This is a genomic window from Enteroscipio rubneri (assembly GCF_002899715.1).
GTDB classification, from domain to species: domain Bacteria; phylum Actinomycetota; class Coriobacteriia; order Coriobacteriales; family Eggerthellaceae; genus Enteroscipio; species Enteroscipio rubneri.
Map to the genome: position 1 here is coordinate 1 of NZ_PPEK01000003.1, position 12,628 is coordinate 12,628.

General features: G+C 62.0%; 14 protein-coding genes. 12 read left to right on the forward strand and 2 right to left on the reverse strand.

Going from position 1 to position 12,628, the window contains the following annotated elements; all coding sequences use genetic code 11:
* The first annotated feature begins 175 nt into the window (after positions 1-175).
* On the forward strand, positions 176-370 hold the full coding sequence (locus C2L71_RS03920; RefSeq protein WP_103264482.1) for a hypothetical protein: 195 nt from the start codon (positions 176-178) through the stop codon (positions 368-370).
* A gap of 133 nt (positions 371-503) precedes the next feature.
* On the opposite strand, the gene C2L71_RS03925 is transcribed toward C2L71_RS03920, so the two are convergent.
* Together C2L71_RS03925 and C2L71_RS03930 are read right to left on the reverse strand one after the other, a co-directional pair.
* Positions 504-1,304, reverse strand: coding sequence for an SDR family NAD(P)-dependent oxidoreductase (locus C2L71_RS03925; RefSeq protein ID WP_103264483.1), 801 nt, complete (start codon positions 1,302-1,304; stop codon positions 504-506).
* 26 nt (positions 1,305-1,330) lie between these two features.
* Complete coding sequence (locus C2L71_RS03930) at positions 1,331-1,801, reverse strand: VOC family protein (RefSeq protein WP_103264484.1); 471 nt, start codon at positions 1,799-1,801, stop codon at positions 1,331-1,333.
* Between the two features lie 319 nt (positions 1,802-2,120).
* Here C2L71_RS03930 and rplS point away from each other — a divergent pair, with 319 nt between their 5' ends.
* The 11 genes from rplS to C2L71_RS03985 all read left to right on the forward strand — a co-directional run bounded on the left by rplS (position 2,121) and on the right by C2L71_RS03985 (position 12,472).
* Positions 2,121-2,468, forward strand: coding sequence for a 50S ribosomal protein L19 (gene rplS / locus C2L71_RS03935; RefSeq protein WP_103264485.1), 348 nt, complete (start codon positions 2,121-2,123; stop codon positions 2,466-2,468).
* A gap of 388 nt (positions 2,469-2,856) precedes the next feature.
* Positions 2,857-3,645, forward strand: coding sequence for a ribonuclease HII (locus tag C2L71_RS03940; protein WP_103264486.1), 789 nt, complete (start codon positions 2,857-2,859; stop codon positions 3,643-3,645).
* Positions 3,646-3,906: 261 nt separating this feature from the next.
* A complete protein-coding gene (locus C2L71_RS03945; protein ID WP_239926315.1) occupies positions 3,907-4,380 on the forward strand; it encodes a YraN family protein in 474 nt (157 codons plus the stop codon).
* Positions 4,377-5,876 (forward strand): YifB family Mg chelatase-like AAA ATPase, encoded by a 1,500-nt coding sequence (locus C2L71_RS03950; RefSeq protein ID WP_103264488.1) that lies wholly within the window; start codon positions 4,377-4,379, stop codon positions 5,874-5,876. Before C2L71_RS03945 ends, C2L71_RS03950 begins: the two co-directional genes overlap by 4 nt.
* Positions 5,873-6,847, forward strand: a complete 975-nt coding sequence (dprA, locus tag C2L71_RS03955) for a DNA-processing protein DprA (protein WP_239926317.1) — start codon at positions 5,873-5,875, stop codon at positions 6,845-6,847. Before C2L71_RS03950 ends, dprA begins: the two co-directional genes overlap by 4 nt.
* Positions 6,848-6,975: 128 nt before the next feature.
* On the forward strand, positions 6,976-8,376 hold the full coding sequence (gene trmFO / locus C2L71_RS03960) for a methylenetetrahydrofolate--tRNA-(uracil(54)-C(5))-methyltransferase (FADH(2)-oxidizing) TrmFO (protein ID WP_239926319.1): 1,401 nt from the start codon (positions 6,976-6,978) through the stop codon (positions 8,374-8,376).
* Positions 8,377-8,419: 43 nt separating this feature from the next.
* Positions 8,420-9,331, forward strand: a complete 912-nt coding sequence (locus C2L71_RS03965; RefSeq protein WP_418762849.1) for a tyrosine recombinase XerC — start codon at positions 8,420-8,422, stop codon at positions 9,329-9,331.
* 155 nt (positions 9,332-9,486) lie between these two features.
* Entirely contained in the window at positions 9,487-9,942 is a 456-nt protein-coding gene (locus C2L71_RS03970) for a hypothetical protein (RefSeq protein ID WP_103264490.1), read from the forward strand.
* A gap of 123 nt (positions 9,943-10,065) precedes the next feature.
* Positions 10,066-10,569, forward strand: coding sequence for a hypothetical protein (locus C2L71_RS03975; protein ID WP_103264491.1), 504 nt, complete (start codon positions 10,066-10,068; stop codon positions 10,567-10,569).
* Between the two features lie 117 nt (positions 10,570-10,686).
* Positions 10,687-11,352, forward strand: a complete 666-nt coding sequence (locus tag C2L71_RS03980) for a response regulator transcription factor (RefSeq protein WP_103264492.1) — start codon at positions 10,687-10,689, stop codon at positions 11,350-11,352.
* 121 nt (positions 11,353-11,473) lie between these two features.
* Positions 11,474-12,472: a sensor histidine kinase gene (locus C2L71_RS03985; RefSeq protein ID WP_239926321.1), complete on the forward strand. Its 999-nt coding sequence runs from the start codon at positions 11,474-11,476 to the stop codon at positions 12,470-12,472.
* The last annotated feature ends 156 nt before the right edge of the window (positions 12,473-12,628 follow it).

Consider the following 12,628-nt stretch of genomic DNA (forward strand, 5'->3'; position numbering starts at 1 on the left):
GGAGCCCCGTCTCGCCCCCTGCCGCCCCGCGCGCCGGCGGAAACGGTATCGACGCCCGCCGGGCGAATCCCTATACTGGAACGGTATGTTCGACAGCGGGCCGCATGAGGCCGGCCTGCAGCGGATTTCCGCCCCCGGACAGGTCCGAGGGCCCGCAAAGAGAGGAGACCCGGACATGGGACGAGGAAGCGGACCTGCGCGTATCGATGTGGCTTTGCTGGCGGCGATGCTCAACCCGGCGATCTTCGTCATTCTGCTCGGAGGTCTGCTGCTGGGCTACGATCCCGCCGTGCTCATCGTCGTGGGGATCGTTGGCTATACGACGTGGGGAGTACTCAAATATATTGCCAATCGGCAGAGCAGGGAATAGCTCGGGCGGGAGGGAGCTTGCCGACGCGTTCGAACCTGCGCATCGGTGAGTGCTATGCATACCTGAGCGAGATGGGGCGAAAAGGAAGGCGCGGCCGTGGCCGCGCCTTCCTTTTCGCCTTGGAGGCGCTGGATCAGAGCATTGCTCCCAAATCGATGACGATCTCGCGGCCGTTGAACTTCGTGGCCTCGTCGGACTCGGCGAGCCAAAGCACCATCTTCGTGATGTCCTCGGGGTTGAGGAACTTGAGCCCTCCGGGGTTCTTCTCGTCTTCGAACATCTCCTGCCAAGAAGAGAAGTTCTTGCCCATGGTGCTATTGACGAAATCAACGTAGGCCTCGGTTTCGCACATGGGGGTGCGCACCTTGGTGGGGCAGACGACATTGCAGTAGATGGGAAGCCCTTCGCGCTGAAGTTCGAGGGCGAGCGTCTTGGTGAGGCCGATGATGCCGAACTTCGTCATGCAATACGTCGCCAGTTTGGCTGTGCCTTTCAAGCCCGAGACGGACGATATGTTGATGATGCGGCCATACCCCTGCTTGCGCATGTATAGAGCGGCATACTTATCGGTGCGCCACGTGCCCTCCAGGTTCACCGCGAGCGCTTTCTCGACTTCTGCATCGGTGAGATCCCAGGTGTAGTTGAAGTTGATGATGCCCGCGTTGGCGATGACGACGTCGAGGCGTCCAAATTCATCCCAAGCCCGGGCGAATGCCGTTTCCATCTCGTCGGTCGAGCAGATGTTAGTCTTGATGGCGAGGGCCTTCCCGCCGGCTTCTTCGACCATCCTGACGGTCTCGGCGAAGCGTTCGTCGGTTGGATCGAGCATGTCAAGGAGGATGCAATCGTAGCCCTCCTTCGCGAATGCGACGGCATGCGTGCGGCCTTGGCCCATCGCGCCGCCGGTAATCAGAACGGTTTTCTTATCCGACATGGGGCGTCTCCTTCGGATCGGTCTTCTTAGCGAGCGCGTGTGACGGCTTCGACGATGAAGCCGAGCTTGTCCATCGAATCAAAGTACGTGAAGCGGCATGCGGGATTGACGAGCGACGTCCCCTCCTGCCAGATGCCGATGCCTTTGTCGGCCATGAGCTTGATGATGGCATCCTGGTCATCCACGTCGAAGCGGATGTGGTGCAGGCCGTGCATGCCCATCTTGAGATAATCCTTCCAGATGGTATCCTGGTCACCGACGGGCTGGAGAAACTCCAGCTGCACGTTGAAGAAATCGTAGAACACGGCGTAAACAGGCGCTTCGATGGTCTCGCCCCGGTAATAGCATTCCTTGTAGACGAAATCGCCCTCGTTGTCCGGCGCCAGGCCGAAGACATCGAGCATTCCCTGCTTCGCCTTTTCGATATCTTCGACTACGATGCCAATCTGGACAATCTCTTTCAGTTCGTCGGTGATTGTGAGGTCCTTCACTTTCATGGCACTCCTCCTTTAACGATGGGCGGTACGACTCCGTGCTTCTATTCTACCGCGTCAAGCCTGGCCGTGTCGCGCTTGGAAACGGGCTTGGTCGACGTGGGCGGAGTATTGTCTAATAATGTGCAGATGCTGTTTGACACATCATCGAAAGTGTCAAACAGCGGAAGCGTTCGGCCGCTATGCGGACGCGCCTGCCAAGCTGGGACGGTATCCAAGATTTCCCCTTGCAAGATGGTTACTTGGGCGGTATACTATCCAATCGTGTCTTTCCAAGACAGCGTGCACGAGGTTTCACTGAACATATACGAAGGAACGGACCATGGATATCATTCGCGCCATCGAGCAACAGCAGATCAAGCAGGACCTCCCCGAGTTCAACGTGGGTGACACCGTGAAGGTCCACTACCGTATCACCGAGGGAAACCGGGAGCGCATCCAGGTATTCCAGGGCGACGTCATTCGTCGCCAGGGTGCATCGAGCCGTGAAACGTTCACGGTTCGCAAGATGAGCTTCTCGGTGGGCGTGGAGCGCACGTTCCCGGTACATTCTCCGAAGATCGAGAAGATCGAGGTCGCGCGCCACGGCGATGTTCGTCGTGCGAAGCTCTACTACCTTCGCGACAAGGTGGGCAAGGCCGCCAAGATCAAGGAGAAGGCGTTCCGCTAGTTTTGGCTCGGTTTTCGACCGATCCGTTTCGACGGAGTTGTTAAGCCGTCGCTCCGTGTGCCGAGGTTCGACCGGAGTCGCAAAGCCTCCTCGTATCGAGTTCCTTTCTTCGTCAGCCTAGCGTTTTCGCTGCGGAGGAGGGATGCCGATGCGCAGGAGGCTTTTTGCCGTCCTGGGTCTCGGCAGCTTGTCGTCTCCCAGGCGAAAGGATGCTCGAGCGCGCTTTGGCGGCGGCTTGCAGGGTGCATGGGCATTCCGCATCTGCCCGATTGCTGCATAGGCTGTTTCACGTGCCGCTGCTGCGGCTTCGAGGAAGCTGCGTTTTGGTATCATGGGCAAAATAAGATAGCGGCCCGTGCTTACGGGACGAATGGGGGCATGAGAGCGCATGGGATCCACAGTGGCCGATATCAAGCGCCGGCTGCAGGAAGCAGGAGAGCGCGAGTTTGCCGTGCTGGAGCGCGCGCTCGTGGCCGACACGCGACGAGGCGTGCGCGAGGCCGTCGAAGTTGCTCGCAGGCGTCTTGCAGGCGAGCGCGCCGAGCGCGAGCGTGTGGCGCGCTTGTATGCCTATGAGCGCGAACTGGCGGCTGGCCGCGGTGCCGGGGTAGTGGTTGGTCTTGACGAGGTGGGCCGCGGCCCTTTGGCGGGGCCGCTTGCGGTGGGCGCCGTCGTGCTGCCGCTCGAGCCGGCCGTTGAAGGTTTGGACGATTCTAAACAGGTGCGTCCCGAGGCGCGTGAACGCATTGCTGCAATCGTAAAGCAGGTCGCCGTCGCTTGGACCGTCGAATACGTGGAGGCTGCGGACATCGATGCCTGCGGCATGACTGCATCGCTTGTCCTGGCGTTTCGCCGCGCTGTTGCGCACATCGAAGAGGCGGGGGCGTGCCCCGATGTCATTTTGCTCGATGGGAACCCGTTGCGTCTCGATCCGCGCGAGGTAAGCGTCGTGAAGGGCGATGGATGCTGCGCCTCTATCGCCGCAGCTTCGATCGTTGCAAAAGTCGAGCGCGATGCCCTCATGTGCCGCTACGCCGAGCAGTATCCCGAATACGGTTTCGATGCGTGCAAAGGCTATGCCTCCCCAGCGCATATCGAGGCCATCAGACGCTACGGCCTCACGCCCATCCACCGTGCCACATTCTGCACGGCGTTCGTCCAGCCGACGCTGTTCTAACGCGCCGCTTCCACGCGCCGCTGCGTGGGCACGGGGTTGGGTGCTCCTTGCCCATGGCTCGAGGACGCCGCTGGAAGCGCGCGAGATTTTTGTCAGCTCTGCGTTGAAATCGCGCAGGGAAGGCGTTCGCGCCTCGCAAGGCTTGTGCGGCCCCTGCGCATGATAGAAGGTCGATATGCGCCGTCGACCTGCTGGATGCCAGCAATCTTGGCGTCAGGATAGCTGCGTATCATGGCCTCGGAGACGAAAGGGGCGATGATTATGAAGGAAGCTGCGACGGCGGAAAAGGTATCTGGAAAGCAGGAGGGCTCCGCAGGGCGGCCGGGCTGCGAGCGGAAGCGCAAGCAGCCCGTCAAGCGCAAGCCGATCGGTAGGCAAAACGCCGAGCTGGGCCGTCGCGGCGAGGATGCTGCGGCACGGTTCCTCGAGCGGCGCGGATATGAGATAGTCGCACGCAATTGGACGTGTGCGGCCGGCGAGGCGGACATCGTTGCACGTGACGGCGAAACGATCGTGTTTGTGGAAGTGAAAACGCGTTCGAGCTGCGAGAAAGGAATGCCGTCCGAGGCTGTGGACGCCTCGAAGCGCGAGCGCTACGAGCGAATAGCGGCGCTGTATCTACAGGGTTGCGACGTGGTCGACGTTCCCATCCGCTTCGATATTGTGGCGATCGTGGTGATCGCGCCCGATCGTGCGATGATCCGCCACCATATCGATGCGTTCGGCGCGGCATGAGCGGGAAGGGCCGATGCCTCGTGCAGGCCGCCACCTTGCGCGGTGTGGAGGCGGTGCCGGTGGATGTGGAGGTGGCGGTTTCGAGCGGCGTGCCCGGCTTTGCCATCGTCGGCATGGCTGATGCTTCTGTGCAGGAATCGCGCGAACGGGTGAAGGCGGCCCTGCGTTCGTGCGGGTTCACCATGCCGGCAAGCAAGATCGTCGTGAATTTGGCTCCGGGAGCGTTGCGTAAAACAGGTTCCGGTTTTGACCTGCCTATCGCTGCGGGTATTCTGGTTGCCACAGGACAAGTTGATCCCTCCGCGCTCGAGCGCGCGCTCTTCGTCGGCGAGCTTTCGCTCGAGGGCGCCGTGCGACCTGTCGCCGGGTTGCTTGCCTATGCGCTGTGCGCGCGCATGCTTGGGGTCGGGCTGGTAAGCGCAGAAGTCGAAGAGGGGTCGTGTGCGCTTGGGAGGCTGGAGTTGCGCTGCGCGCGCACGCTGGCGGACTTCCGCACCCCTCCTTTTCCCCGTGCTGTGGGGAAGAAGATGCAGATACGAGCCGAGTCTTCCGATTTCTGCGATATTGCAGGGCACGATATGGCCAAGCGAGCCCTGCAAATAGCTGCGGCAGGAGGGCACGGAGCGCTGATGATGGGGCCTCCCGGATCAGGCAAGACCATGCTTGCGTCTAGACTGCCCTCCATCCTGCCGCCGCTGTCGGAAAGCGAGGCTCTCGAGACGGCGGTGGTGCATTCGGTTGCCGGAGAGAATTACGATCGTTCGCTTCACGGTGTGCGGCCTTTTCGCAAGCCGCATCATTCGGCGAGCCTCGCGGGGCTTGTGGGCGGGGGATCCCCTCCGCGCCCCGGCGAGATATCGCTCGCCCATAACGGCGTCTTGTTTCTTGACGAGCTGGCTGAATTCTCGCCATCGGTGCTGCAGGGCATTCGGCAGCCGCTCGAATCTGGCAAGGCAACGGTGACCCGCGCCGACGGCAATGTCGAATTTCCTGCTCGGTTCATGCTCGTAGCCGCCTCGAACCCCTGCCCGTGCGGTTATTTTGGGGACGATGAGAAGAAGTGCACGTGCTCGGAACGGCAGATACGCGCCTACCAGGGCCGGATCGGCGGACCTGTTATGGACCGTATCGACGTGCATATCGCGGTGCGCCGCATACCGCCCGGAGAAGTTCTTGCCACGGGGCGCGGTACGAGTTCTGAAGAGTTGCGCCGCGCTGTGCTGAAAGCGCGGGAGTACGCCTCATGGCGCCGCGCTCGGGCAGGCACCGGCTCGCGTCGCGAGACGACCGAGGAGCTGGTTCGTGCCTGCGATCTTTCCTCGGAGGACGAGGAGTTCCTTAAAGCGACGGCGCAACGCTCGTGCATGAGCGGCCGCGCCATTATGCGGACGCTTGCACTGGCGCGCACCGTGGCAGATATGGAGGAGCGCTCGCGCGTCAGACGAGCTGATCTGTGCGAAGCGATTGGCTTCAGGTCGAGGCAGGGGGAGCTATGAGCGGAATGCGAACGGATTCTCGGTTGGGAGTGAGTCCGCCGAGTGCGGGAGACTTGTCAAAACGATCGGGTGGGCCGCGTACGGTGCTCGCGCGGACGGACCAGGGCTATCCATCTGCTTTGGAACGAGCAGCCGATCCGCCTGAGCGCCTGTACGTGGCTGGTGCGGTCGATGCTCTTGAGGAAGGGATCGCCATTGTCGGTGCGCGCAGATCGACTCCGTACGGACTCGGGTGCGCCGCGCGGTTCGCACGTGCAGCCGCCGAGCACGGCGTGGTGGTGATATCGGGCGGGGCGCGAGGCTGCGATGCGGCCGCCCATCGAGCCGCTATGGAGGCAGGGGGTCGCACGGTAGCGTTTTTAGGCGGAGGATGCGACCGTCCGTACCCGGCCGAGCATGAGGGTTTGTTCCGGCAGATTGTCGCATCAGGAGGAGCTGTGGTGTCCGAGCATGCATGGGATGAGCCTCCTCTTCCGTATCGATTCCGCCTGCGCAACCGGTTGATCGCATCGCTTGCCCGCGCCACGCTCATCGTGGAAGCGGGCTTGCCTTCGGGCACGTTCTCGACCGCGGACGAGGCGCTCGCCGCGGATCGGGACGTGCTCGTCGTGCCGGGCGCAATTACATCGGCTTCGTCGCGGGGCGCGAACCGTCTGCTCTACCAAGGGGCAACGCCCATTGTCGACGACGAGGCGTTCGCGGACGCCCTGTTCTCGCTGTTCGGCTGCCTGAAGCAAGAGTGCGTATCCTCCTTTGGCGAAACTGCCGCCGTTGCGAAGGCGGATGGCCCGGATGATCCGATCGTGGAAGCGCTGCGCGCCCAAGCTCTCAACATGGAGGAGCTTTACGAGATTGCGCGTGCCGGTTGCGGCAGGATCGATGCGCGCGAATGGCTTATGGAGCGCCTTGTGCGGGCCGAGGGAGCCGGCGCAATCGCTCGTTATCCCGACGGGCGTTGGGGACCATGCTGAGGATGCCGGCCCGGTGCGGTGGAGGGTCGCCTCTTGCGCTCGTCGGCGGTCTTTTTCCCGATCCCGCCGCATCGGGCGATACCCTTTGGTATCCTACGGGCATGCCACGAACAACGACATTTTCCAGGGTGACCGTCCTCGGTGCGGGCCTCGCGGGGAGCGAGGCTGCGCTGCAGTTGGCGGATCGGGGCGTGCGCGTGCGTCTCGTCGAAATGCGGCCAGCCGTCGGCACGCCTGTACACGCAACGGGGAGCTGTGCCGAGCTCGTCTGCTCGAATTCACTCAAGAGCACCAAGTTCGAAAGCGCAGCCGGCATGCTCAAGGAAGAGCTCGTACGCCTCGGATCGCGTCTGTACGCGGTCGCGCTGCGTAACGCCGTGCCTGCGGGCGGGGCGCTCGCAGTCGATCGCGAAGCGTTCGCTCGCGAGGTCACCGCGCTCGTAGAGGAGCACCCTTCCATTGATCTGGTTCGGCACGAAGCCTTGAATCTCGGAGAGGCTGCGCGCGGAGCGGACGTGCTCGTTGTGGCCACGGGACCCTTGACCTCGGATGCGCTGGCCTCCTCACTTGCCGAGGCGGCCGGCGCCGAGCACCTGGCCTTCTTCGATGCTGCGGCGCCCATTGTCATGGCCGATTCGCTGGATGGGTCGAAGCTGTTTCGCCAGAGCCGCTACGAAGATGCTGACGGGGGGCAAGCGGGCGACTATCTCAACGCGCCGTTTTCCCGTGCCGAATACGAGGCGTTCATCTCGTCGCTTGTGACTGCGGAGCGCGTCGTGCAGCGCGACTTCGAATCGCGCGATCTGTTCCAAGCGTGCCAGCCCATCGAGGAGATAGCCCGCAAGGGTCCCGACGCGCCTCGGTTCGGTCCGCTCAAACCGGTAGGGCTCACAGATCCCCGCACGGGTCGTCGTCCGTGGGCGGCGCTGCAGCTGCGGGCGGAGGATGCGCACGGCGAGAGCTACAACCTCGTCGGATTCCAAACGAACCTGACGTTTCCCGAACAACGTCGCGTTTTTCGCATGATACCCGGATTGGAGCACGCGGAGTTCGCCCGTTATGGTGTGATGCATCGCAACACCTTCGTGGACGCGCCCCGTCTGCTCGGGCCCGATCTGAGGCTGCGCGCTTCCGGCGCCGCTGCGATCGGCGTACCGGTGTTCCTTGCTGGCCAAATTGCGGGGACCGAAGGATATTGCGAGGCCATTCGCTCCGGACTGCATGCAGCCGTCTCGGTCGCGGCCTTGCTGAAGGGGCGCGCTGCGCCCTCTCTGCCGATCGAGACGGCCTTCGGAGCGCTTTTGGCCTATGCGACTGATCCCGCCACGGTCGATTATCAGCCCATGCATGTCAACTTCGGCATTCTCCCGCCGTTCGAGCAGCGCATCCGGAACAAGCGGGAGCGCTACCGGGCATATGCCGAGCGCGGCTCGCGCGCCCTCGCCGTCTATGAGGACGAACTTGCGAATGCGGATCTGCTCTTGCATGCGTCGGCTGGAGGCGCGCAAGGGAGATGCGATGGAGCGTGATCGGAAGGAGGGCGCCGCTACCGAGACCGGGCGCGATGCCCGGATGGCCGCGCTGGTGGACGGCTTCTGCGATGTTTTGCGCTTCGAGCGCAATGCGTCGGCTCATACGGTACGGGCCTATCGGATCGATCTTGAGGACTTCCTTCGCTGGTCGGTTCGCGAGGGCGTCGACCCCCTGATCGCTACCCATCGACAATTGCGGCGCTACCTGGGAGAGCTCGACCGAGCACAGTATTCGCGCACAACCATCAACCGCAGGCTTTCGGCCCTGCGCGGCTTCTACCGCTGGCTCAATGTGACCGGAACGACGGACGAAGATCCTGCGAGCGTGCTGCAGGGGCCCAAGCAGCCCAAAAGCCTTCCGCGCGTCATCAAGGCGTCGGACATGGTCAGGCTATTATCGGTGTACGGCAAGCGCGATGCGGAGGGGCATCCCCGCGAGCAGTCGTATGCCGATATGCGCAACCAGGCCTTGCTTGAGTTTCTATACGCATGCGGTGCGCGCGTGTCGGAGGCGTCAGGTCTGTTGGAAGCGGACGTTAATCTGGCATGCGCGCAGGTCAAGGTGTTCGGCAAAGGCTCGAAAGAGCGCATCATCCCCCTGCACGCCATGGCTGTTTCGTCAATGCGTTCTTATGCGACGGTCGCTCGGCCGCATCTTCTGAAGGACCGGTCATGCGCATTCTTCTTTGTGTCCACACGCGGCAACCGCATGGGCACCGATGCCATGCGAAAGATGTTCAAAGACGCTTTGCGCGCTGCCGGATTGGATGAGACGCTATCGCCTCATACTATGCGCCATACCTTCGCCACCGACCTGCTCGAAGGAGGCGCCGATCTGCGTAGCGTACAGGAAATGCTCGGGCATGCGAGCCTGTCCACGACTCAGATATACACGCATCTGTCTGCCGACCGCCTCAAAACGGCGCATGCTCAGGCCCATCCTCGCAGCTGAGTGCCGTACCAGTCATGGCGCACAGGTAGCGGCACCGTGACCGCTGCCTGACGGTTGCTTCCTGTGCCGATTCGCCTACCCCTTCTCGGTCACAATGGGCGGCGCCATAGCGGCGCGCCGATCTTCGCGGCGCGCGATCCGACGAAGGGAGGACCATGAAAAAGAGAATGCGCGCATTCGCGTGCGCTGCGGCCGCTACGCTTGCCATCGTGCCGTTCATGTCCGGCTGTGCCGCCGATGAGGCGCAGTCCGAAGGACAGACGACGGAAGGCGCAACGACCGAGCAGCAGGACACGATGGGCGAAGCTGCCGAAGTGGTCAAATACGGTCAGGTCATGGCCGTGAACGGCGATGAGGTGACGGTCGTTCTCGGCGAGGTGGACCAGCCGAACGGTGACGACGAGGGTTCCTTCACGATGGGCCAAGATGAGATCACGTTCGATCGGACCGGAGTCGAGATCACGGACGGTTCTGGTGCCATGCTCGATCCCACGACGCTTACGGTCGATACTGTGATCGCCATGAAAGGCACAGGCGAAGGGGCCGATTTTAAGCCGGCTGTTATCGAGATCGATAATCTTCCCTTCGAAGCGGGCGAGCAGTCCCGTTAGCGAAGGGTCTCGGATCGTTCCCTTGCCTTTCAGCTTTGGGAACCTATAATGCGGGGATGCCCCTTTATCGGAGGGGCGTCCCCGTCGTCGTTTTTGAACCGGCGCATTGCAAAGGAGTCGGGCATGCGGTTGTTGAAAGTATCTTCGGAGAAGCTGCTGCTTATCGCCGGCATCGTGTGGAGCGTGGCCGGCTTGAATATCGCGTTCATCGGCTTGACGGCCTACCTGGTGGAAACCGGATGGCTTGTTTGGGCTCTCGTGGGCGCTACATTGGCGGTGTTCGTACTGTTCCACGTGTTCGTGTTTACCAAGATGGTGGGCAAACATGCCGAGCGCATCCGTGGGTTCGACGAGGACAGAACCTACGTGTTCAAGTTCTTCGACCGTAAGGGCTACCTCATGATGGCGATCATGATGGCGGTGGGCATCGGACTGCGTGCTTCGGGGTTGGTGCCCGATTGGTTTATTGCGTTTTTCTACACGGGACTGGGGCTTGCGCTGGTCGTGGCCGGTGTCAGCTTCCTGCTGCGCTATTTCCGCAGCGACAAGACGCCGTGCCCGGCATTGCCCGGCACCTACTCGAAAGACCGCAGAGGCGGGACCTCCGGCGGCCGCGGTCGTCGATGACGAAACGGTTACGGGTTGCTTCGCGCGATGGTGGCGTGCCATAGTATGGTTACGGAAGCGTTCGACGACTGTCATTATTGTTTTGACGTCTTGTGCGATGCGATTGCGAGGAGGACCATGTCCAAGGTATTCGTCGTCGAAGACGACGCATCGTTGCGCGAGGAGCTTGCGCGCCTGCTTGACCTGCAAGGATTCACCTGTGAGACGACGGTTGAGTACGATGCTGCGGTGGACGACATCATCGCGGCAGCTCCCGACTGTGTCATTCTCGATCTCAAGCTTCCCGGCGTGAGCGGCCATGCCATCTGCCGGGGGTTGCGCACGCGAAGCGATGTGCCCGTCATCATGCTTACTTCGTCCGACAGTGAGTTCGATGAACTCATGAGCATGAACCTGGGCGCCGATGATTACGTGACAAAGCCGTACAATCCGGCTATCCTGCTCGCGCGTATCCAATCGGTTCTCCGGCGGACGGCCCGTTCGGAGTCCGCGTCGTCCATTACGCATCGCGGGGTGACGCTCGACTTGGCGAAAAGCGAGGTGAAGTTCGGGGAACGGACTGTCGAGCTCACGCGCAACGAATTCAAGATCCTCCGCCTGCTTATGGAGAACTGCGATACTATCATCTCGCGCCAGGAGCTTATGAATGAGCTCTGGCAGTCGGACGCGTTCATCGACGACAACACGCTGACGGTAAATATCAACCGGCTTCGCAAGAGTCTCGAGAAGGCGGGCGTGACCGACTACCTGATTACGAGGCGGGGTCAGGGGTATCTCGTATGAGCACCGCGTGCTTGCATGTGCAGCCGGCCGCGTGGCCCGCCATGCTGCTGGAGGCCCCGGGCGCCGTACCGGCGAGAAACTCTGCTGCCGTATGACGCCGGTGGCCTACTTGAAGGATCGCATGCCGGCAGTCTGCATCGTGTTGATCTGCGCTCTGGCGATCGGGTCTGCCGTGGCGACTCTGGGTGCCGGCACGGATGCCGCTGTCTTGCTGTCCTTGTTCGTCGTCCTGAGCGGAGCAGGCGGTTTTTTGTGGGATTACCTTCGAATACGGCGTTTCTACCGGGAGTTGGGCGAACTGGCGGCTCGGCTAACCCAGCCCTGTCTCATGCCGTCCTTGCTCGAGGAACCGCTGTTTCTCGAAGGAAGACTCACCTTCGAGGCCATCGAATCTGCGAGCAAGGCAGCGGCGGACGAGGTGACGCGTTATCGTGACCAGGCGGAGTCGTACCGCGACTACATCGAGCTGTGGATTCACGAAATCAAAACGCCCATCGCAGCCGCCTGTCTGATAAGCGCGTCTTCGCACGGTTCCGAGGCGAACCGGCTCAAAGGCGAGCTCGACCGCATCGAGGCGTACGTTGAGCAGGCTCTGTACTATGCCCGATCGACATCGCTCGCACGTGATTACGCGATCCGCGAAGTCGATCTGGCAGTATGCGTGCGAAAGTCGTGCAAGAAGCACGCCCGGTATCTTATCGAGCAGGGCGCGACGCCGGACATTCGGGTGCCCGACGGCGAGCGCGTGTTCGCCGATGAAAAATGGCTGTCCTTCGTGCTCGGCCAGCTTATCGTCAATGCTGCGAAGTATGGGGCCGTGCGGATAGGATTCTCGTCACGCATCGAAGGCGAGGGTACGAGCGCCGCGCACACGGTGCTCGAGGTGTCCGACGATGGATACGGCATTCCTGCTGCCGACGTGCCGCGCGTCTTCGATCGGGGATTCACGGGCCTCAACGGCCGTAAGCAGGGAGCCTCGACGGGCATGGGGTTGTATCTTGTGGCCCAGTTGTGCGAGAAGATGGGGCTTGGCGTGGCGATCGCGTCTGAAGAGGGTTCGGGAACGCGGGTTCTGGTGACGTTTCCGCATGATCGGCGGGCGTATGATATAAGGAAGTAAGGCTCAGGCCCCTTCCGCCAAGGCGCCGATCCGCGCGTTATCGCCGGCAGATGAGCGACGGGAGCTGTGCAAGGCCTTCCTTCCGGCGGCACGTGCCGCTCATGCGCGCAAGCGGTTCATGCTACCAACCTTTCAAAAGCGTAAGTATTGCGTAAG